We start from the raw sequence: 22,951 nt of genomic DNA on the forward strand, positions 1-22,951 counted from the left end.
ATAGTAATCTCCTCTGATAATAAAGTAATCAATATCTATATTATGTGATTAAGTAAAATAAGACAATATAAATTTTAAACGATTGTTAAAAATAAAATTTATATTTGGTACTTAAAGTTTTTAGACATAAAAATTTAAATATATTTAATAAAGGTTACAAAAAAATATATATATCTATCTATTTATTTATAATATGTATTATTTCCATATAATTCTTTACAAAATAATGCAAAATGGTTAATATGTACATATATTGTGACGATAATAACATTAGTGTAAATATTATAGAAAAAACCATATAAAAAGTAATTAAGGGGGACAGTGGAAATGATTCTTAAGAAGAAATTACCTATTACATTTGCGGTTTTAGTAGCTGTGGCTGTTATAGTCACGAGTACTGTAGGAATTATATTTAGTTCTAAAACTATTATGCAGCAAAATTATGATAGTTTGATTGATACTGCAAGGCAGGAAAAACAAACTATTGAAGCTCTAATAGGAGGAGAAAAAAAAGAAGTAGAGCTTATGGCTAGTAAAAAGGAAATTGTAGACATTTGTAAAATGAGGCAATTAAAGTTACAAAAGGATTTTTATGTAATATATAAAGAACAAATAAATAAAGTTAATACTATGCTAAAAGAAAGAATGAACGAACTAGATGAACACGAACATTTATTTATTGTAGATACAATTGGAGAAGATATAGGTGATAGTACAGAAAAACATTTACAAAATCTTCATGTTAAGGATAGAAAATATGTAATCAATGGTTTAAAAGGTACATATATAAGCAATACTCTAGTATCAAGGGTTACTAATAGAGGAGTTACTGTGTTTTCTACACCTATAAAAGATGAAAATGGAAAAGTTATCGGGGTTATGGTTGATTCTGTATATTCTGATTATTTTACTGAAAATCTCCAAGAAGTAAAAATAGGAGAAACAGGATATGCTTATTTAATTGATTCTCAAGGTATGATATTATCTCATCCAAATACAGAAAAAATAACAACAATTGTTGAGGACGAACAAATTAAAAAACAAATAGAAGAGACTAATAAAGGTGAAAATATTCAAGCTGAATTTTTAAAATATAAATATGAAGGAAAAGACAAAGTACAATCATATATCAGTATTCCAGAAGCAAAATGGACACTGTTTATTAATCGAGAAATTACAGAAATGAAAAAAATAACAAATAATGTAATTAAAATTTGTATTGCTGTAGCTGTTTTAGTTATTATAATTTCAATATTTATTGGAGCTTTTATTTCTAGAGGAATTACAAACCCAATTAATAATCTAGTTTTATGTATGGGAAAAGCCGCAGATGGAGATTTAACAGTAAAATCAGAAATAGATTCTAAAGATGAACTTGGTCACTTATCAAATAGCTTTAATACGATGGTAGAGAATATAAGAAAACTTGTTGAAAAGATAGATAGTTCTGTAGGAACAGTATCATCTACTGCAGATATGTTGGTTGAAACAGCGGAAAATACCACTGCATCTATTGATGAGGTATCAAAAACTGTACAGCAAATCGCAGAAGGATCTTCACACCAATCAGAGAGTGTTGAAGGTGTAGTATATAAGCTATCTAAGGTAGGACAAGAGATAGAAAAGGTAAATGGCTATTCACAAGATATGAGAAAAAATTCAGAAGTGATAGTTAATATTAATAAAAATTCTGAGAAAATAGTTGAAACTCTTTTTGAGAAGACACATGAAAATGATGTGGAAGTTGAGAAAGTATCACAAATTATGGATAAGCTTAAGCAAAGTTCATTTAATGTTGGAGCAATTATAGAAGCAATAAGCAGCATAGCAGAACAAACAAATTTACTTGCATTAAATGCAGCAATAGAAGCAGCAAGAGCTGGTGAAGCAGGAAAAGGATTTGCAGTAGTAGCAGAAGAAGTAAGGAAGTTAGCGGAACAGTCTGCAGATTCAACAAAAGAAATAGAAGGAATAATAAAGGATATACAGGAAAAAACTAATGATGCAGTAGGAATTGTTTCTAATGTAAAAAAAGCTGTTAATGAGCAAAATGGAGCTGTGGATAAAACAGGACAAATATTTAAAGACATATCAGGTAATATAGAAGATATAGCAGTGAAAATAGAAAATGCAAGTAACTCTTTAACACAAATGAACAAAGATAAAGATGAAGTTATTAATGATATACAGAATGTTTCAGCAGTTTCAGAGGAAACTGCGGCATCATCAGAAGAAGTTTCTGCATCAACAGAAGAGCAGTCGGCTTCAATGCAGGAACTAGCTAATTCTGTTAGAAATCTTAATTCAATGGTAGAAGATTTATCTGAAGCTATTAATGTATTTAAGTTGTAAAAATTAAATACTATTTAATTTTAGAATTTAATAAAAATCAAGCATATAAATTTCATAATAAGGCTTTGTGCAATGAAATCTATATGCTTTTTTATTTTATGAAAGGAGATATATAATACAATTAAGATTATTGTTAAATAAAATATGATTTTTATTATGGAATTATTACAAAATATATTAATGTTTGGTAGTATATAATATATTTTATATGATTAGGAGGAATATTATGAACATTAAGAAAAAATTACCCATTATGATTGTTTTATTAGTGATGGTATCATTAATTGTTACAAGTATAATAGCAAATTCGGTAAGTTCAAAAACAATTATTAATCAAAGTAGAGAAACTTTAATGCATATTAGTAATCAAGGTACGGAAACTATTTATTCTTTGATAATAGGTGAGAAAAGAGAAGCTCAGCTTATGGCAACAAGAAAAGAAATTATAGATACAGCTAAATTAAGACAGCAAAAATCTGGAGGAAAATTTTTTTTAGAAGATAATCTGATTATGAAGGAATCTAATAAGGTTTTGAAAGAAAGATATGATAATATAGAACTACATGAACACTTATTTGTTGCAGATGAAAATGGAATTATTTTTACTGATAGTAATGAAAAGACTTTAAAAATTAATATAAAAGATAGAAAGTATTTTAAAAAAGCGATTAAAGGAGAATTTAATATAAGTAATACTATAATATCTAAAGTAGATGGACGAGCTATAGTTCTATTTGCAGCACCTGTTAAAGATGAAAATGGAAAAGTTATTGGTGTTATGGTCAATTCTGTATACGTTGATTATTTTAGTAAGTATTTAAAAAATCATAAAATAGGGAAATCAGGATATATGTACTTGGTGGATTCAGAAGGAACAATATTATCACATACAAATAAAGATAAAATTACAAAGCCTACAAAAAATATAGTTATTCAGAATATTGTTACTTTGATACAAAAAGGAGAAAAAGTGGATTCCTTTATAGAAGAATATCAATATGAAGGAAATAGAAAAATAGGTGCATATGCTATTGTTCCTGCAGTTAATTGGATTTTATCAACAACTTCTAGTGTAGACGAAATAAAAGCTCCAATAGTAAAGATGTCGAGAAGTATATTATTAGTCACTATTTTAGCCATTATAATTTCAACATTTATTGGAATTATAATTTCTAGAAGTATAACAAATCCAATTAATAATCTAGTTTTATGTATGGGAAAAGCAGCAGACGGAGATTTAACAGTAAAATCAGAAATAAATTCTAAAGATGAACTTGGTCACTTATCAAATAGCTTTAATACGATGGTAGAGAATATAAGAAAGCTTGTTGAAAAGATAGATAGTTCTGTGGAAACAGTATCATCTACTGCAGATATATTGGTTGAAACAGCGGAAAATACTACTGCATCTATTGATGAGGTATCAAAAACTGTACAGCAAATTGCAGAAGGATCTTCACACCAATCAGAGAGTGTTGAAGGGGTAGTATATAAGCTATCCAACGTAGGACAAGAGATAGAAAAGGTAAATGGCTATTCACAAGATATGAGAAAAAATTCAGAAGTCATAGTTAATATTAATAAAAATTCAGAGAAAATAGTTGAAACTCTTTTTGAAAAGACACATGAAAATGATGTGGAAGTTGAAAAGGTATCACAAATTATGGATAAGCTTAAGCAAAGTTCATTTAATGTTGGAGCAATTATAGAAGCAATAAGCAGTATAGCAGAACAAACAAATCTACTTGCATTAAATGCAGCAATAGAAGCAGCAAGAGCTGGTGAGGCAGGAAAAGGATTTGCAGTAGTAGCAGAGGAAGTAAGAAAATTAGCAGAACAATCTGCAGATTCAGCAAAAGAAATAGAAGCAATAATAAAGGATATACAGGAAAAAACTAACGATGCAGTAGGAATTGTTTCTAATGTAAAAAAAGCTGTTAATGAGCAAAATGGAGCTGTGGATAAAACAGGACAAATATTTAAAGACATATCAGGTAATATAGAAAATATAGCAGCGAAAATAGAAAATGCAAGTAACTCTTTAACACAAATGAACAAAGACAAAGATGAAGTTATTAATGATATACAGAGTGTTTCAGCAGTTTCAGAGGAAACTGCAGCATCATCAGAAGAAGTTTCAGCATCAACAGAAGAGCAGTCCGCTTCAATGCAGGAACTAGCTAATTCTGTTAGAAGTCTTAATTCGATGGTAGAAGGATTGTCTGAAGCTATTAATGTATTTAAATTATAACAATACTACTAAAGAAAAGCGCATTGCGCTTTTCTTTTAGTTTAGTCACTTTGTTGAGGGTTATTAGTATTGGTGTAATAAACTTATCTACTTCGTTAAGACTAGTTGCTTATATTGAATTTAAAACAAGCTAATAGTTGACAAATAATAGAAGTAGAATTATAATACAAGTGTACTATTTGATATAGTACACTTAATACAGTTAGGAGGTGCAGATTTGATTAATATAGATAGTAGAAGTAGCAAACCGATTTATGAGCAGATTATCGACGGAATAAAAGAAAATATTATGAAGGGAATTTTACAATCAGGAGATAAATTACCTTCTGTTAGAGAATTATCTGGTATTCTTACAACTAATCCTAATACTGTTAGTAAAGCTTATAAGGAGTTGGAACGGCAAAAAGCTATTGAAACTATAAGAGGAAAAGGAACATATGTTGCTAGCAATTATAAACCGAAAATTGATGAGGACAAATTGGATGAATTAGAAAAACAAATAAAAAATGTAGCAATAGAAGCACATTATATGGGGATGGGTAAAGAAGAAGTCATAAGGTTATTAGAAAAAATTTATAAAGATTTAAAGGAGTGAGAAAATGATTGAGATAAATGGAGCATGCAAAAATTTAGGAGACAAACATGTTTTAAAGGATATAAATTTAAAAGTGAATAAGGGAAGTATCTTTGGAATAATTGGAGAAAATGGAGCAGGAAAAACAACTTTAATCAAATGCTTGACTGGCATTTTCAAAGTTGATGAAGGAGAAATCAAGATGGATGGTCAGGAGGTTTTTGAAAATCCAGCTGTAAAAGAAAAAATAGGGTATGTAGCAGATCAAAATCAATATTTCCCTTACTTTAAAATTAAAGAATTAATTGAGTTTTACAAAATGACTTATCCTAGTTTTTCTACAGAGAGATTTAAAGAATTAAATAAAATCTTTGATATTCCAGAGGAAAAAAGGATAAAAGAATTGTCTAAAGGAATGAAAATGAGAGCAGCGTTGATGTTAAATTTAAGTATTCATCCAAAGGTTTTGATTTTAGATGAGCCAACTTCAGGGCTTGATCCTATTATTAAGAAAAAGGTAATGAGTATTTTAATGGAAGAAGTAGCAGAAAGAAAAACAACTATTTTTATTTCATCGCATCATTTAAATGATTTAGAGCGAATTTGTGATAGTATTGCTATCATAAGTGATGGAGAAATTAAATATGTAAATAATATTGAAAATATGAAAGAAAACATTAAAAAACTTCAAGTAGTATTTAAAGAAGGAATATCAGCAGATATTGGTTCTTGGAAAGAAATTATGACAGTAGAAAAAATAGGCAGGGTTTATTATATTATTACAAAAGACTATTCAAAAGATTTGAAGCAGAAGTTATATAATCATGGTGTTATGTTTGCAGAAGAAATAAATTTAAGTTTAGAAGATATGTTTATTTATTCTATGGAAGGGAGAAAGGACAATGAGAAAATTTTGGCGTAATCCTTTAGTTTATAAAGAATGGAAAAGTGTAAGATGGATAACACTTCTTATGACACTAAATTTACTTTTATTTAAAGTATTACAAATTACATCTAGATTGAGTTATATAAAAGAGCGTAGGTTGGATAATATGTATGACCAACAAGTATTTAATGAGCAAACAAAGTATTGGTTTAATAGTATATTATTGCGTCAATGGGATGATGGTATTTTATATTTTATAGGTATGTGTATTTGTATTATTTTGCTTGTGATTTTTCTTTTTAAAAGTGAAAGAGAAAATGCAACTTATGGATTTTTAGCATCTATGCCTTTTAAAAGAGAAGAAATGATAGATGTAAAGTGGAGCATAGGAGTGTTAAGTATAGCTATAAGTTTTTTTATTACATTTATATTTCTTTCTATATTTTATATAACTAATATTGAATGGATTCAAACTCCTTATAATCCATATATTATAATACCTGAATGGACTATAATTAATATGATGCTGTGCATCGCTATATTTAGTTTTCTTTTATTTATACAAACGCTAATAGGGAAAAATATTGTAGGTGGAGTAGTAGGAAGTCTTGTATTAGTAGCACCTATGGGAGCAGTTATGATTGTGGGTCAAATCATTAGTAATCAGTTTAATTTAGAGTATGGTAATCCTTTAATTGAAGGTTTTGAAAAATTATCATCAAAGTTAGATATATTTAGAATTATTAAAACTAATGATGCACTTATTGATATAACAAACAGTACAGGATTTCATTTTAGTTATGATTATTATGGGAGTTATCAGCCATATATGTATAACTCATATTTTTTGAAGATTGTAATAACTGTAGTATTTACAGTAATATTTTATCTATTAGCGATGTATGCATATAAAAGAAATGCTTTAGAGAATAATGGAAATTTAATTCTGTTTTCTAAATTAGAACCAGTATTTAAATGGGGAGTATCTATTTGTTTAGGACTTCTACTAAGTGCTGTGTTTGGAATGGGATATACAGATAGTATTATGGTAATGGATATTTTTCTAGTATTAGGAATTATAGTTGGGTATTTTGTATCTAATAAAGCTATTAAAATCTGTAATAATAGCAAGTAGGAGGAATAAAAATGAAGAAAATATTTGCGTTAGCAGCAGTTTTAATTTTAATATTTTCATTTTATGTTAATGCTAAATCTAATAAAATAAATAAAAGTGATAGTGAAAGTATACAAGGACAAGAAATAAATATTAGCCGATTGCTAGATAGTAAAAACACTTATGTAGGAAATATTAATGAAGTATCTAATATTTTATGGAATTTGCCAGGGGATAGATTTAAAAAAGGAATTTTATTACAAACTAAAAATGAACCTTATGGCATAGAAGTAAATTATGGATTAAATGATAAAGAAAAAAATGAACTAAATGATGAAGAAAAAGCTTACCTAGAAAAAAGAAAAAAAGAATTAAATGAGTATTGGACGGATGAAAACACTAAAAAGGTATTTTTAAATAATGCTACTACATTATTTATATTGGTTAAAAATGTGGATAGAGTTAAGTTTAATTTGGATGCAAAAAACAAATGTTCATTTAGTATTTCAAGAAAAGAACTTGAAGAGTTTTATGGAAAAGATTTAAGAAAATATGTTGAGAATATTAAATTATGGGAGAAGGAAGTCTTAGAAAATACCATAAATTCAGATAAAAAAATAGAAGGATTTTTTAAATCTCATGAAATAATTTGCAAATGAGGAAAGTATATAATTCCAAAATTATATAAAGGTATGAAAGTTTTATTATTAACTACTTCTAAAATTATTCTTTCAAAAGTTAAAATAAGCTTAAAACATATTAAAAGAAAAATTTTAAGATTCTATTCACAACAAAATATGAATTTGGTATTTAAGATTTTTGATTATTAGAGTTTCTTACTTATGAAAAAATATAATTGTTATATTTATAAAAATCAAATAAAATGGGAGGGAAAGGAAAGTGAATTACACTTTCCTTTTTTAGCGTACTAAATTTATAATGTAAGTTAGAGGTTAAAGGTTGATTTATGATTAATATAAGGAATTATTAAGAACTATCGATTGATTTTGATTATTCATACCTTGCAAATAGTATAAGGTTAAAATATAATTATCTTAAATTTAATCAATGACTTTGATTATACAAAAAAGGTTGAAAATGTATGAAAAGTAACAAAAACAATAGAAATTATTTATGGAACACATATTTATACAACTACCTAGGAGGAATGACATGAAATTAAAAAGTAAGTTTATTGCTATGTTTATTGCATTTGCATTAATTCCCATTACTATAGCAGGAGTGCTAATATATTTTACATCTAAAAATACTAGTGTTAAAGTAGCCTATAAAAATTTAGAGAATCAAACAATATCATGTAAAGAATCAGTGAAAAATACAATAGGATTTATTAAAAAATCAGGAATACAAGTATCACAGGAAAAGTTAATAAAAGATTATTTACTCATTAATGAAACGAATCAACAAGATAAAGGTAAACTTAAAACAGTAAAAAATCAGTTTAATGATATTATGGAAAATTATATTATTCTAGATAATATAGAGTTAGTAGATGAAAAAGGAACAATATTAGTAGATGCATCTGGTAAACTTACAGGATTAGATTTAAGTGAAATGGATTACTTTAAAAAGGTGAAAAAAATAAATAAACCGTATATAACATCTCCAATGAAAAGTTTCACCTCAGATGTGCCTATTATTTTAACGTTGGAGCCTGTATTAAATAATGATGAGGTTAAAGGCTATATAATTCAAGTTGTTAATTTGAAATTATTAGCAGATGAATATTTGAGTAATATAAAAATAGGGGATACTGGATACATATATGTAACTGATAAAGATGGAACTATGATAATCCATCCTAAACAAGAAGAGTTAATGAAAAAAAATCTGCTTAAAATTGATATCGGACAAAAAATAATAGACACTAAAAATGGTACTGAAATATATAGATATAGTGGAACTGAAAAATTAATATCATATGATACAGATGAAGAATTTGGATGGAAATATATAGCTAATGTACCTGTAAATGAATTTATGAAAGTAAATAAGGCTATAATTCATATTTTATTAATAATTATGGTGCTTAGCTTAATTGCGGCGGTAGTAATTTCTGTATTAATATCTAGAAATATATCTAAACCTATAGTAAAAGCTTCTGAAAATATGGATAAAATTGCTGAAGGAGATTTTACAAATAAAATTGAAATCAAAGGAAAAGATGAAGCAGCAGTAATGGCACAAAAGCTTAATAGTACTTTGGCACAACTTAGAAATGCTATATCAGGTATAAAAAATTCTTCATCTTCAGTAAATGAAATAGCTAAATCACTAGCTTCAACTTCAGAAGAAATGACATCAGCATCAAGTGAAGTGGCAACAGCAGTACAAGAGGTGGCAAGAGGAGCATCATCTCAAGCAAATAATCTTATGGAAGTTGTGAATTTATTTGATAAATTTAACGAAGAACTAGAAAATATAAGAAATAAGATTAAGAATGTAAATAGTGGAGCTGAAAATACTAAGGAAAAAGCGATTTATGGTAAAAAACAAATAGATTCCCTTATGGTATATATTAAAAATGTACAAACATCTGTTACAAAAACGATAGAAAAGATAAATAATCTTTCACAGTCTATTTCTAAAATAGGGAATATAACAGATGTAATAAATAAAATATCAGAACAAACAAATCTATTAGCATTAAATGCAAATATTGAAGCAGCAAGAGCAGGGGAACATGGTAAAGGGTTTGCGGTAGTTGGTGAAGAAGTTAGAAAGTTAGCAGAACAAACTCAAAATTCATCTCAAGAAATTTTAGAATTGGTAAAAGAAGTAGTAAAAGAAATGAAGGAAGTTCAGGTGGATTCTAATGATGTAGATGTTCTTGTACGTGAGCAGGTATCTATGGCTAATAATACAAATGTTTCTTTTGATAATATTCTTGAAGCTGTAAAAGATATGGAACCACTTGTAAAAGAAACAAATGAAACAGTAGATGAAGTAATAGAATCAAAGAATGTTATTACCAATAAAATACAAAGTGTATCTGCTGTATCAGAAGAAGTATCTGCATCATCTGAAGAAATAGCAGCTTCATCTGAACAAATGAATGCTTCTAGTGAAGATGTTGCAAACTTTGCAGTAAGAATAGAAGAAGAAATTAATGAACTTGTAGAAAAAGTTAATAAGTTTAAAGTAGAATAATAATGTTAGAGTCAGGAATTGTTTCTGACTCTTTTAATTTTTACAAAGTAAATTGAACTTTTCTTTTGTCTTAAAAAGTATATTTATTTGATAAAAAATACATAAAATTATTTTATTGATAATAATTATTATTATCAATAAAAGGTGATGATGCATATAAAGAATTGAGGGGGGAGATAATGAGCGTATTTAAAGATATTTTAGAAATTATATTAAATTGTGCTGAAGGAGCTTTTCTACAAGTAGGAGTATTTGTAGGAGCTGTGCTTTTGATTTTTGGATATATAAATTATAAGAAGAACGGAAAACTTATAGAAGGTATTGAAAAATCAAAGAATATACAGCCTATAATTGGAGCGTTATTAGGATTAAGTCCTGGATGTGGAGGAGCAATACTTGTAATGCCATTATTTATTAAAGGTTCAATAAGTTTTGGTACAGTTATAGCTACATTAATAGCCACTATGGGTGATTCAGCTTTTGTTATGATAGTTTCAATGCCTTTGAAATATTTACAGGTGAGTATTTTAAGCTTTATTATAGCAATAGTTACTGGGTATATAGTAGATTACTTTAAGATAGGAAAAAATTTTATAAAACCTCATAAATTGAAATCCATAGAACAATTAAAGAATGTACACGAAAAGTTTAAAGAGATTCCAACGGAGTATGAGCGATTATATTCTAACAAAGGTTCAAATCAAAATAAAAAAATTCATATAGGACATGAAGAAGGAGATGAAATAGATATTGCACTTCACCACAATTGTAATAATACAATTGGTGATATATCGTATAAATTCACACATGAAATTGGGTATAAAATATTTTGGATATTAACTACAATTGGTTTGATATTGGGAATAGTACTTTTATTTCAAGTTAACATAAATATTCAATCAGGTATTCCAAATTTAGGAAGTGTGATTGGAATTTTAGGTACAGTATTTTCAATTATATATATGATTATATCTAAAAAAATTATAAGAGATGATAAGCATGATGAAGTAGAAAGTAAGATGCTATCATTAAAGGAGACATTTATTCATAATGCAGAAGAAACTGCATTTGTAAATACATGGGTTTTTGCAGCGTATATTATTTATGAAATATCAGTTTATTTAGTAGGTGGGGAGGTAATAGTTACAAAATGGCTTATGTCAACAGGCATGATTTCTGTAATTATTGGAGCGTGTATAGGATTAATTCCAGGATGTGGACCACAAATAATATTTGTAACATTATTTACAAAAGGGTTTATTCCCTTTGCAGCGTTACTTACTAATGCTATATCACAGGATGGGGATGCACTATTTCCATTAATTGCAATGGACAAAAGATCATCTTTATGGGCAACTATAATTACGACAATACCTGCTCTTATATTTGGCATTGCATATTATTTTATTGAAATAAGGATGTTTGATTAAGTAAATAACTGTGATATAAAAATACGATGAAATAGTCTACTATTGTGGTATTATATACAATATAAGAAAAATATTTTTAGTTGATAATTGAAAGATAACAGTGGACAGTTAATAATGCTTTACTAATGCAAAACTATAATTTATATAGCAACAAAGCTGCAATTGCGGATTCAAGAATTAAGCTTTGATTAATTTTTTCTGTTACTGTCAATTGGTCTCTATCAACTGTCATCTATAATAAGAGGTGGTTTGATTGCTTCAATGGAAAGAATTATATCAGGAATGTAATGAGTGTACTAAATGTAACTTAGGATCTGGCAGAACAAATATGGTTTTTGGAGAAGGAAACCCAAAAGCAAAACTATTGTTTATAGGAGAAGCTCCAGGAGCTGATGAAGATAGAACGGGAAGACCTTTTGTTGGTAGAGCAGGAAAGCTATTCGAAAAGGGAGTTCAAGCTTTAGGATTAACAAGAGAAAAAGATTTCTATATAGCTAATATATGTAAATGTAGACCAGAAAGAAATAGAACGCCTGATGAGGACGAGGCAATGGCATGTATTACTTATCTTAGAAATCAAGTAGCACTTATAAAACCCAAAATAATAGTTTGTCTTGGTGCAACAGCTATGAAATATATAATAAGTCCTGATTGGAGAATTACGAGAAACAGAGGGAAATGGGTGGAAAGAAATGGGTTTTATCTAACATGTACTTTTCATCCTTCTGCAGTTTTACGTGATGAAAATAAAAAGGTAAGTTTTTGGGAAGATTTAAAAAATATTAAAAGAAAATATGATGAAGTTTAAAATTTGTTTGAATATATATTTAGCAATATTATTGATGTGTATATATTAGTACTTTATATTATTTTATAATTTACACTAAAGTAACTTTAAAATATTTTCCAGTAATATAAAAACAGCTGTTGGAGAGAAATTTCAATAGCTGTTTTTTATATATATTTTTTTAAGATTTTATATTATTTCAATAAATGTATTAGTAGTTTATAAATATTTAATGAAAAATTTAGGTTTCTATGCTCATAGTTTAAATGTTTTTTTGTAAAATACTGAATGAATTGTACAAGTTGACATGAAATTTATTTGATGATAAAATAGTTTGAAATTAAAATAATTTTAGTGTTAAATTGTTTTAATGGTGGTTTTACATTAGTAAAGCAATCTTAGTTGTTAGGTGCTAATTATTCATGGCTATAGGCATGAAATTTTAAAGTATAAAGTTTTGCCTATAACTATAATGCTGAAGGGAGACAAATAAACTGTGAAGGATTTAACTAAAGGAAATGAAGCAAAGATTATATTTTATTTTGCATTACCTATGCTTATAGGCAATGTATTTCAGCAGTTTTATAATACTGTAGATAGTATTATAGTTGGAAGGGTAGTAGGAAAAAGCGCTCTTGCGGCAGTAGGAACAAGTTTTCCTATTATATTTTTACTTGTATCATTAATTATTGGAGTAACTATGGGATCTACTGTGCTTATTGCTCAATATTATGGGGCAAAAAATATAAAAAAGGTTAAAAGTACAATAGATACTGCATATATATTTATGTTTGTGGCATCTTTAGTAATGAGTATAATAGGAATCGTTTTTAGCGAGAGTATTTTAAAATTAATGAATACGCCAGCAGATATTTTACCTCAGGCTAAAAGTTATTTAAATATAATGTTTATTGGTTTAATAGCTATGTTTGGTTATAATTCTATTAGCGCAGTACTTAGAGGATTAGGAGATTCAAAGACTCCGTTATATTTTTTAATATTATCTACTGGAATAAATATTGTGTTAGATTTATTATTTATTTATATTTTTAGATTAGGAGTTAATGGGGCAGCGTGGGCAACCGTTATTGCTCAAGGATGTTCTTTTGTGTTTGGAGTTTATTATCTAAACAAAAATCATAGAATATTTAAATTAAATGTAAGAAAAATGACCTTTGATAAACAAATATTTAAGTTAAGCTTGAAAATAGGATTACCAACAGGAATTCAGCAGATGCTTTTTGCAATTGGTATTGGAGCACTTCAAGCGCTTGTTAATGGGTTTGGGGAGAATACAATGGCAGCTTTTACTGCAGCAAGTAGAATAGATTCATTTGCTACTATGCCTATTATGACCTTTGGTACTGCAATTTCAACCTTTGTAGGACAGAATATAGGAGCAAATAAGATAGGAAGAGTTAAAAATGGATTTAAAGTAACAGTAATTATGTCAGCAGTATTTTCTTTATTTATTACTCTTGTTATGTTTCTATTTGGAGATATGTTGGTGAAATTATTTAATACAAATCCTCAGGTTATTGCGATAGGATTAGATTATTTAAGAATAATATCAACTTTCTATGTTGTTCTTGCCGTTATGTTTGTAATTAATGGAGTATTAAGAGGTGTGGGAGATACTATGATTCCTATGATTGTTTCCATACTATCATTATGGATTATTAGAGTGCCTGTAGCAAAAGTCCTTTCTACTAGATGGAATTCTCCAAATGGAATTTGGTGGGCTGCTCCAGTTGCATGGACAGTTGGGCTTTTACTAACAATTATTTATTATATGAGTGGTAAATGGAAAAATAAGATTGCAATTAATAGAGAAAAGTCTCAAAATAATAATGAATATATAGATGATTCAAAAAAGGGACTTTAGGAAATAAAATAATAGATATATGGTGTACTACACTAGATATTAAAAGGAGAAAACTAAAATGGAAAGTAGAGAAGTATCTAAACAATTTATAAAATTTTTAATTAGTATAAGAAATTTTTTTAAAGATCATACAAATCATGATAAAAAATCTGATGTTACTCATCAGCAATTTGCTACTTTAATGACGATAAAACAGTTAAGTAAAACAAGTTTAAAAGAACTTAGTAAAGAAATAAAGGTTTCAAAGTCAAGTCTTTGTATAATGATGAACAAAATGGTAGATGAAGGATATGTTGAAAGACAAATTGATACTGAAGATAGAAGAAATACGTTCTATGAATTGTCTTCTAAAGGATATGAGCTTGTGGAAGTAGAAATAGATAAAAGAATAAATAAATTATCAGAAAGAATAGATAAACTATCAGAGGAGAGAAAAGAAAAATTTTATGAATGTTTGGTGGAAATTGAACAGATTTTAGAGGAAATTTGAGATAAAAAAAGAGGGGTAAAATGTTAAAGAAAATAATTAACATATTAAAAAAAAGAAAGAAAACTATACCAGAACAAAGTTTAGCGTATACAAAAGAAAAGTTACAGCAGCTGATTTATAATGACGGAAAAATTTTAGATGTAGAATTGAATAAAAGATTAATTATATTAGTGAAAAAGATAGAAGGGCTAATAGAAAAGAACTATCATTTAGAAATTTTAGATGAATTAAATGGTGTATTATTGGCATTAATAGAAAGCAGCATCAATAAGAATGGAGAATTAATAGGTTCTGCTGATAAAATAAAAGAAACTTTAAAACAATATGAAAAATTTATAGATGAAATGATTAAAAAATATGAAGAAGAACAAAATAAACAATTTAAAACGGAACAAAAATTTTTAAATGATGAATTTAATAAATTTAGTGATGTTGTAGAAAGCATGAGTGATGATATAAAGAAAGGTAAAGGAAGTATATAAGATTCCTTTACCTTTTTTTGTGATTATTTAATAAGGTTAGTAACCTGTTTATCCCATTTATCTACATAACGACCTAACGACCATTGAGCCATGATAGCAGATTCATTTGGATTTAAGGATAGTGTTTTTAAAGGTTTATCGCTTAATTTATCATTACTTATACTATATATCATTAATTTAGTTTTAGTTAATATTAGAATAAAATTTTTATTTGGAGCAGTATAAGCATCTACTATATCAGGAACTTTTTGCTTTATTACATCCCAAGAAGGATAAAGAGAATCATATCTAATAAGTTTCTTTGGTGGTATTATAGGAATATCAAAATTTTTAAAGTTTCCTGATAAAGTTTTATTAGAAGAATTTAGCCGACCTATTAAAATCCATTTACCGTTTTCTCTTACAAGTCCATAGTTATAATATTTTGGAACTTGTTCAAGACTATTTTTAATATTATCATCTAATGAATTTAAATAAGCTGCGGCACCTTCTTTTAAGGCTTTTTCACCTTCTTCGTCTAACAAATTAGATATATAAATAGGAGAATCTATTTTACCGTTTAAGGTATCTACTGCTCTAACTTGGAGTAAATTATATTGATATGAACTATTAATGTCTTTATAATATCCACCACCATTTAGTTCCATAGAAATATAATCATTTCCAATAAAAAGGATACTAGCTAAATCTTCAAAATTGCCATCATACACTATATTTTCTTCAAATTTATCAAATTGAATATTTTTCTCAAGAGGAGAGGCCAGTATCTGATCTCTTACCCAACCATCATAAATCAATCTTTTACTTTCTACTTTCCAAAAGCCATTTTGACGGGGAAGTAGGATATAAGGCAATTCTTTTATTGATACAATTGAATCACCGAAAAAGTTAATCCAAAGAGTTCTATATACTGGCTCTTCAGCAGGTTTGTTTTTATAAGTATAGGGTAGTTTGTATGAAACAGGTTTATATGATTTTAATCCAAGTAAAACTCCAGAATTAAATTGTTTTAAAATTTCTTCAGAAGAAAATGTTTTATCATTACGCAATACTTTTACATGAGCTTCAGATACATCTTCACCCAATTTTATATTATTATCAGAAACATCCTTAGGGACTTTTTCGTTAGAAGCTGTATCAGAATCAATTTTAGTATTGTGTGATAAAGAGAAAAACACACCATCGATTGTAGTAAATATCTTATCATCAGTTGCCTTAATAAAAGATGCAAAGTAATTTTGATCATGAGAAATAGTTATAACTTGTAAATTTTCTTCATTTATATTTAATATTTTTGGGTTTATTGAATACTTATCTGTTAAATAATCTTTAGTATTTACAGTTTTTATTTTATATTGAGGATAGTCACAAATCTGTTCAGAAAAAACAACCTTATTTTTACTAAAAGATACTGTCTTGCCTATCCAAGCTTTTATTTTTGTATTAGATGATGAATAAATGTCACCATTGAAATACTTATCAACTACCCATGTCCCAGATAAAGGAATATTATCATTTATTGGACGTGATATTTTTGCTGAGTTTGATATGTGTTTTTCACTACAGCCAGTTAAGCTTATAGCAAAAATACATACCAAAAGAAAAAATAATAATCTTTTTAAATTTGACATATACTGCTGCCTCCTATAGTAGTAGAGTACAATGTTTATTAATAATTAGTTTTCTGAATGAGTATTTAAAGGAAGTATAATTTGTACTTCTGTACCTTCGTTTTCTTTACTGAGTATTTTTAGTTTACCATTGTGAAGTTTAACTATTTCATTGCATATAGAAAGCCCAATGCCATTTTTAGATTTACTGTTCTTTCCTTTGTAAAATTTTTCTTTTACTTTAGGAAGATCTTCTTTTGATATACCGTAGCCAGTATCTTTAATTTTTATTAGTATGACATTATTATCTAAACACGTAGTAATAGCTACTTTGCCGCCGCTAGGAGTAAATTTAAAAGCATTGTCTAAGATATTCATAAGCAGTTGCTTAAACCTATTCTTATCAGCATATACATTAGGTAACTGATTTGCATGTGTTACAGATAGCTCTATATTTTCTCTATGAGCTCGCTGAGAGGACTGTTTTACCATATAGTCAATTATGTTTGTTAAATCAATCCAATATTTTTGTAGTGTGATTTTATCAGAAACAAGCTTTGAAAAATCGAGTAATTCCTCTACTAATAAAGTTAATCTATCGGACTCTTCTTCTATTATTTTTAATCCATCTGTAAACTCATTTTTGTTTTCAGGATCACAAAGGCTTAAAGCCACTGCCCAACCTTTAATAGAAGTTAAAGGAGTTCTAAGTTCATGAGAAACAGAAGCAATAAATTCATTTTTTAATTTTTCATTTTTTAATATTTCTTCTGACATGTAATTTAATGTATCCACGAGCCTACCTAATTCATCATCAGAAGTTTTTTGAATTTTTTGATTAAAATTACCAGCTGCCATTTTTTCAGCACCTACTGTAATTTCTTTTAAAGGAGTAGTTATTTTTTTAGATACAAAAATACTTATTATACTTGAGAGTATTATTACAGAAAATCCTATTAAGAGAAAGTATAAGGATATTTGATATATACCTTTATTTACAGTGGTTAAAGAAGTAATGAATCTGATTATCCCTTCAATACTATCGCCTTTTTTTAATGGATAAGCTACTGACATTAGAGTTTCTTTTCCATTAGAAGATTTATATATTATACTTCCCAAAGTATCTGATAATGCAGTTTTAAAATCTGTTGAATTTATAGGATCAGATTGAAAATAGCCTATAGAGTCCATTAAAATATTTCCGGATAAGTCTAGAATTTGTACTTCTGCATTAGTATTTTTCCAAAATATATCTACATCGTTTGAAATAGCATATTTTAAACCCGAAGAAGAAAGGTGCGTACTATAAAAATCAGCAGATAATTTTATTTGATTAGATAGAAGTTCTCTAGTAGCGTCATAATAATATTTTTTAACTGAAGTTATTAAGAAAATTTCAGAAATAGCTACAGTTAAGAATATTACAAAGAAGTAGCTAGAGGTTAATTTTTGCTTTATTGATTTCAACTTAACTCTCCTTCCACCTATAACCTACTCCCCATACTGTTTCAATGTAATTAGGAGAGGATGGATTATCCTCAAGTTTATTTCTAAGTCTACGAACATTTACATCAACTATTTTAGGATCACCTACAAAATTGTAGCCCCATACTAAGTCTAAAAGTTTATTTCTGCTTAGAGCTTTATTTATATTTTGTATAAATATCTTCATGAGCAAAAATTCTTTAGGAGTTAGAGTCAATTCTGCATTGTTTTTATAAGCTATTTTACAATTAAGATCTATTTTAAAAGGTCCAGATATTAGTAAGTTTGAAGGATCTTTATCAGAAGCTTTTATACGTCTTAATAAAGAATTTATTCTAGCGGAAAGCTCTAAAGGATTAAAAGGTTTTACCATATAATCATCAGCACCAGATTCTAAGCCACCAATTTTATCTAGATCCTGACCTCTTGCTGTCAGCATTATTATACCTATGTTAGAATATTCTTCACGTATTATCTCACATACTTTAAAACCATCTATTCCAGGAAGCATTATATCTAGAATTATAACATCGGGATTTTCTAAATTTACTTTTTCCAAGCCTTCTTCACCAGAAGCTGCTTGAATTACTTCAAAGCCTTGTTTTTGAAGGACAAGATTTACAAACTTTCTTATAGAATCTTCATCTTCTATTATCAATACTTTATTATGCATATTATCACCTCTAAACTATTGTCCCAAAATTATATCACATAATGGTTAAAAAAATATGACAATATAATATTATTATATCTCATTACTGGTTTAATTAAAAAAATAAATGTTGTATATTTTATTAAAAACATGGCAAGATAAGTAGATAAATAGTTATATAATGTTGACATATTAATTTATATATCATAAGATTAATATAAAAATAATGAATAAAAAATATCAAATAAATGCATTGAAAAGAAGAGTAGTGAGTAGAAGTATCTAAAAGAGAGCTAGGTTAGGTGAAAACTGGCGATATGTAAGTTTATGAAGATGGTCTTGGAGCATGTTGTCTGAAATATAGTAGGACAGTACGGAAGCAGCCGTTATACTGCAAGGTGATAAAATTAACGTAGGGTTAAGGAGTCACTTATTAAGATTTTTGCTGTGAAGCTAAAATAAATTAGAGTGGTAACGCGTAATATACGTCTCTAAACAGGGCAAACCTGTTTAGAGACTTTTGTTTTTTGTATCAGAATATTTATATAGATTATAGATATATACTAAAATAAAAGGGAGGAATTTTAATGAGTAAAGGAACATATTACATAACAACACCTATTTATTATCCATCTGCTAATTTGCATATTGGTAATACTTATACTACAGTTGCAGCAGATGCTATTGCTAGATTTAAAAAGCTTACTGGATATGATACATTTTTCTTAACAGGAACTGATGAGCATGGTCAAAAGATTCAAAGACTTGCTGAAGCAAAGGGAGTTGCTCCAAAAGAATATGTTGATGAAATTGTAGATGGAATAAAAAATCTATGGAAGATAATGAATATCAGATATGATAAGTTTATAAGAACTACAGATGAATACCACGTTGAAACTGTTCAAAGAATATTTAAAAAATTATATGATAAAGGTGACATATATAAAGGTGAATATGAAGGCTTATATTGTACACCATGTGAATCCTTCTGGACAGAAACTCAGCTTGTAGATGGAAAATGTCCAGATTGCGGAAGACCTGTGGAAAAGACTAAAGAAGAAGCATATTTTTTCAAAATGTCTAAATATGCAGATAAACTTATAGAATATATTGAAGCTCATCCAGAGTTTATTCAGCCAACAACAAGAAAAAATGAAATGATTAATAATTTTTTAAAACCAGGACTTCAAGATTTATGTATATCAAGAACATCTTTTGATTGGGGAGTACCTGTAAGCTTTGATGAAAAGCATGTTATATATGTGTGGATAGATGCACTTACAAACTATATAACAGCTCTTGGATATGATCAAGAAAATGATCAATTGTATAATAAATATTGGCCTGCAAATGTACATTTAGTAGGAAAAGATATATTAAGATTCCATACAATTTATTGGCCAATTATGCTTATGGCATTAGATATACCTCTTCCAAAGCAAGTATTTGGTCATGGTTGGCTTTTAGTTGATGGAGGTAAGATGTCTAAATCAAAAGGTAATGTGGTAGATCCTGTAACCTTAGTTGAGCATTTTGGAACAGATTCAGTAAGATACTATCTTTTACATGAAATACCTTTTGGTCAAGATGGAATGTATACAAGTGAAACATTTATAAAGAAGACAAATTCTGATCTTGCAAATGATCTTGGTAATTTAGTAAACAGAACAATTGCTATGATTAATAAGTATTTTGAAGGAGTAATTCAAGCTCCAACTGTAAAAGAAACTATAGATGATGACTTGATTAAGGTTGCTGTTGAAGCTCCAATAAAAGTAGAAGCTAAAATGAATGATTTGAAAATTCCAGAAGCATTAGATGAAATATTCACTTTAGTTAGAAGAAGCAATAAATATATAGATGAAACTATGCCTTGGGTACTTGCTAAGGATGAAAGCAAAAAGGAAAGACTTGGAACAGTGCTATATAATTTAGTTGAAAGTTTAAGAATAGTTTCTGTAATGATTTCTGCATTCTTACCAGAAACAAGTGAAAATATAAACAAACAAATAAAAGTAGAGCTTACATCATGGGATAGCATAGCGTCTTTTGATGGAACAAAAGCTGGAACAAAGGTAATAGAAAAGGGAGAAGCCATATTCCCAAGAATAGATGTTGAAAAGAAATTAGAAGAGCTTGCAAATTTGCAAGAACAACAAATGAAATCAACAGAAGACCAAAAAGTTCCTGAAATGGAACCTATAAAACAAGAAATTACTATAGAAGATTTTGATAAAATAGATTTAAGAGTAGCAAAAGTATTAGAATGTGAACCAGTTAAAAAAGCAAAGAAACTTCTTAAATTAAAAGTAGATTTAGGTGGAGAAGTAAGACAGGTAGTATCAGGAATAGCTAAATATTATAAACCTGAAGAAATGGTAGGGAAATATATTGTTCTTGTAGCTAATTTAAAACCTGTAAAATTAATGGGAGAATTATCACAAGGAATGATACTTGCAGCATCAGATGACAAGGATAAATTAGTAGCAGTGAATCCAGGTGAATTGGTAACTGGAAGTAGAGTCAAATAACAAAAAAATGCACGGATTATCCGTGTATTTTTTTTGTGCTGTATAAGAGTATACTTTCACAATATTCTTATTATATGAAAATTTTGTTTTGAAGAAAATGATAGTAATATGTTAAAATATATGATTGTAAGGATAATTACAAAAAATTAGAAAAGGTGTGGATGGTTTGGATAAAGTATGTATTAAAAGAGGGGTTATTAGTTTATTGTTAGTGTTAGGATTATCATGTAGCTATTTTGTTACAGCAAAAGCGGAAAGTACATTAGACATAGTTGAATATAAGCAAATATCTACATTAAATGATGTAAGTGTTAAAAAAGAATTCACATTAACTTTTGACGAAAAAATTGATGAAAAGGTTTTAGAAAATCGTTATATAGAACTTATAGAAACTTCAAGTGGAAAAAAAGTAAGCTTAAGTTTTGAGGCTTTAGACGATAAAAATGTAAAGGTTATTCCTAAGAAGCTTAATAAGGACAAAACTTATTATTTAATAGTTAATAAACCTGTACAAACTGAAGATAAAAAGCTATATAAAAAGGGTGTTTTGATAGTAGTAAATATGGAATCTGAAAAAAAATTACAACATGACTTTCAGGTGGATTTAGATGGAGATTTAAAAATAAGTGATAAAAGTAAGAAAAAAATTGATAAAAAAACAGTTGATAATAAAAAAGATTCCACAGAAAAAAAGACAACTGAAAATAAAAAACAACCTAACAAAAATGACAAGCTATCAGAGAAAATATCTATACTTAGTAAAAGTAGTAGATTTCAGGATAAATTTATAGGAAAGGTTCTAAAAGGAGCTTCGGAAAATTACGAAAAACATAAAATATTACCATCTGTAACAATTGCACAAGCTATTTGGGAATCAGGATGGGGTAGAAGTGAAAAAGCTACAAAATATAATAACTTATTTGGAATTAAAGCTGGTAAAACATGGACAGGGAAAAGTGTTAAAATTAAATCTTCTAAATGGAGAGTGTATTCAAGTTGGAAACAGTCTATTAATGATCATGCAACGGTTTTGCTAAAGGATAGATACGTGAATGCAGGAGTATTTAAGGCTTCTAACTATGTACAACAAATAAAGGCAATTCAAAAAGGTGGATACTGTTCTGGATCAAGTTATGTGGGTGATATATGTAAAATAATCAACAAATATAATTTATGGCAATATGATGTTAATGGAAAAGAACTTTCATATTAATAAAAAAACGTTGGGTGACCAACGTTTTTTTATTTGAA

17 protein-coding genes and 1 other annotated feature are annotated in these 22,951 nt (G+C 27.8%); of the genes, 14 read left to right on the top strand and 3 right to left on the bottom strand.

The window, feature by feature from the left end; translation table 11 throughout:
• Positions 1 to 327: 327 nt before the first annotated feature.
• The 12 genes from OW763_RS11155 to OW763_RS11210 all read left to right on the top strand — a co-directional run bounded on the left by OW763_RS11155 (position 328) and on the right by OW763_RS11210 (position 15,422).
• Complete coding sequence (locus OW763_RS11155) at positions 328 to 2,352, top strand: methyl-accepting chemotaxis protein (RefSeq protein WP_268041221.1); 2,025 nt, start codon at positions 328 to 330, stop codon at positions 2,350 to 2,352.
• 226 nt (positions 2,353 to 2,578) lie between these two features.
• Entirely contained in the window at positions 2,579 to 4,603 is a 2,025-nt protein-coding gene (locus tag OW763_RS11160; RefSeq protein WP_268041222.1) for a methyl-accepting chemotaxis protein, read from the top strand.
• A 217-nt stretch (positions 4,604 to 4,820) separates the two neighbouring features.
• Entirely contained in the window at positions 4,821 to 5,198 is a 378-nt protein-coding gene (locus OW763_RS11165; RefSeq protein ID WP_268041223.1) for a GntR family transcriptional regulator, read from the top strand.
• Between the two features lie 4 nt (positions 5,199 to 5,202).
• The gene (locus OW763_RS11170) at positions 5,203 to 6,099 is read left to right on the top strand and encodes an ABC transporter ATP-binding protein (protein WP_268041224.1); all 897 of its coding nucleotides are present in this window, start codon (positions 5,203 to 5,205) and stop codon (positions 6,097 to 6,099) included.
• On the top strand, positions 6,080 to 7,198 hold the full coding sequence (locus OW763_RS11175; protein ID WP_268041225.1) for an ABC transporter permease subunit: 1,119 nt from the start codon (positions 6,080 to 6,082) through the stop codon (positions 7,196 to 7,198). Before OW763_RS11170 ends, OW763_RS11175 begins: the two co-directional genes overlap by 20 nt.
• An 11-nt stretch (positions 7,199 to 7,209) precedes the next feature.
• Complete coding sequence (locus OW763_RS11180; RefSeq protein ID WP_268041226.1) at positions 7,210 to 7,836, top strand: DUF4825 domain-containing protein; 627 nt, start codon at positions 7,210 to 7,212, stop codon at positions 7,834 to 7,836.
• Positions 7,837 to 8,350: 514 nt separating this feature from the next.
• Complete coding sequence (locus OW763_RS11185) at positions 8,351 to 10,348, top strand: methyl-accepting chemotaxis protein (RefSeq protein ID WP_268041227.1); 1,998 nt, start codon at positions 8,351 to 8,353, stop codon at positions 10,346 to 10,348.
• Between the two features lie 179 nt (positions 10,349 to 10,527).
• The gene (locus tag OW763_RS11190; protein WP_268041228.1) at positions 10,528 to 11,778 is read left to right on the top strand and encodes a putative manganese transporter; all 1,251 of its coding nucleotides are present in this window, start codon (positions 10,528 to 10,530) and stop codon (positions 11,776 to 11,778) included.
• Positions 11,779 to 12,031: 253 nt separating this feature from the next.
• On the top strand, positions 12,032 to 12,586 hold the full coding sequence (locus tag OW763_RS11195; RefSeq protein ID WP_268041229.1) for a uracil-DNA glycosylase: 555 nt from the start codon (positions 12,032 to 12,034) through the stop codon (positions 12,584 to 12,586).
• A gap of 475 nt (positions 12,587 to 13,061) precedes the next feature.
• Positions 13,062 to 14,450 (top strand): MATE family efflux transporter, encoded by a 1,389-nt coding sequence (locus OW763_RS11200; RefSeq protein WP_268041230.1) that lies wholly within the window; start codon positions 13,062 to 13,064, stop codon positions 14,448 to 14,450.
• A gap of 58 nt (positions 14,451 to 14,508) precedes the next feature.
• Positions 14,509 to 14,940 carry a MarR family winged helix-turn-helix transcriptional regulator gene (locus OW763_RS11205; protein ID WP_268041231.1) on the top strand — a complete coding sequence of 144 codons (432 nt, stop codon included), beginning with the start codon at positions 14,509 to 14,511 and terminating at the stop codon, positions 14,938 to 14,940.
• A 20-nt stretch (positions 14,941 to 14,960) separates the two neighbouring features.
• Entirely contained in the window at positions 14,961 to 15,422 is a 462-nt protein-coding gene (locus OW763_RS11210; RefSeq protein ID WP_268041232.1) for a hypothetical protein, read from the top strand.
• 23 nt (positions 15,423 to 15,445) lie between these two features.
• Here OW763_RS11210 and OW763_RS11215 read toward each other — a convergent pair whose 3' ends face one another.
• The 3 genes from OW763_RS11215 to OW763_RS11225 are packed head-to-tail and all read right to left on the bottom strand — an operon-like array spanning position 15,446 to position 19,190.
• The gene (locus tag OW763_RS11215) at positions 15,446 to 17,053 is read right to left on the bottom strand and encodes a hypothetical protein (RefSeq protein WP_268041233.1); all 1,608 of its coding nucleotides are present in this window, start codon (positions 17,051 to 17,053) and stop codon (positions 15,446 to 15,448) included.
• 45 nt (positions 17,054 to 17,098) lie between these two features.
• The gene (locus tag OW763_RS11220) at positions 17,099 to 18,499 is read right to left on the bottom strand and encodes a sensor histidine kinase (RefSeq protein ID WP_268041234.1); all 1,401 of its coding nucleotides are present in this window, start codon (positions 18,497 to 18,499) and stop codon (positions 17,099 to 17,101) included.
• 1 nt (position 18,500) lies between these two features.
• Positions 18,501 to 19,190, bottom strand: coding sequence for a response regulator transcription factor (locus OW763_RS11225; protein ID WP_268041235.1), 690 nt, complete (start codon positions 19,188 to 19,190; stop codon positions 18,501 to 18,503).
• Between the two features lie 223 nt (positions 19,191 to 19,413).
• Positions 19,414 to 19,665: a binding site (T-box leader), on the top strand.
• Positions 19,666 to 19,756: 91 nt separating this feature from the next.
• On the opposite strand from OW763_RS11225, the gene metG reads away from it, so the two are divergent.
• Together metG and OW763_RS11235 are read left to right on the top strand one after the other, a co-directional pair.
• Positions 19,757 to 21,700, top strand: a complete 1,944-nt coding sequence (gene metG / locus OW763_RS11230) for a methionine--tRNA ligase (RefSeq protein WP_268041236.1) — start codon at positions 19,757 to 19,759, stop codon at positions 21,698 to 21,700.
• Positions 21,701 to 21,866: 166 nt separating this feature from the next.
• The gene (locus OW763_RS11235) at positions 21,867 to 22,913 is read left to right on the top strand and encodes a glycoside hydrolase family 73 protein (protein ID WP_268041237.1); all 1,047 of its coding nucleotides are present in this window, start codon (positions 21,867 to 21,869) and stop codon (positions 22,911 to 22,913) included.
• Positions 22,914 to 22,951 lie beyond the last annotated feature (38 nt).

It is taken from the genome of Clostridium aestuarii (genome assembly GCF_026735135.1).
Taxonomy (GTDB): Bacteria; Bacillota; Clostridia; order Clostridiales; family Clostridiaceae; genus Clostridium_H; species Clostridium_H aestuarii.

Coding starts and splice junctions, on each gene's coding strand:
- OW763_RS11155 (WP_268041221.1), top strand. CDS start 328: ATGATTCTTAAGAAGAAATTACCTATTACATTTGCGGTTTTAGTAGCT.
- OW763_RS11160 (WP_268041222.1), top strand. CDS start 2,579: ATGAACATTAAGAAAAAATTACCCATTATGATTGTTTTATTAGTGATG.
- OW763_RS11170 (WP_268041224.1), top strand. CDS start 5,203: ATGATTGAGATAAATGGAGCATGCAAAAATTTAGGAGACAAACATGTT.
- OW763_RS11175 (WP_268041225.1), top strand. CDS start 6,080: ATGAGAAAATTTTGGCGTAATCCTTTAGTTTATAAAGAATGGAAAAGT.
- OW763_RS11180 (WP_268041226.1), top strand. CDS start 7,210: ATGAAGAAAATATTTGCGTTAGCAGCAGTTTTAATTTTAATATTTTCA.
- OW763_RS11185 (WP_268041227.1), top strand. CDS start 8,351: ATGAAATTAAAAAGTAAGTTTATTGCTATGTTTATTGCATTTGCATTA.
- OW763_RS11190 (WP_268041228.1), top strand. CDS start 10,528: ATGAGCGTATTTAAAGATATTTTAGAAATTATATTAAATTGTGCTGAA.
- OW763_RS11205 (WP_268041231.1), top strand. CDS start 14,509: ATGGAAAGTAGAGAAGTATCTAAACAATTTATAAAATTTTTAATTAGT.
- OW763_RS11210 (WP_268041232.1), top strand. CDS start 14,961: ATGTTAAAGAAAATAATTAACATATTAAAAAAAAGAAAGAAAACTATA.
- OW763_RS11215 (WP_268041233.1), bottom strand. CDS start 17,053: ATGTCAAATTTAAAAAGATTATTATTTTTTCTTTTGGTATGTATTTTT.
- OW763_RS11225 (WP_268041235.1), bottom strand. CDS start 19,190: ATGCATAATAAAGTATTGATAATAGAAGATGAAGATTCTATAAGAAAG.
- metG (WP_268041236.1), top strand. CDS start 19,757: ATGAGTAAAGGAACATATTACATAACAACACCTATTTATTATCCATCT.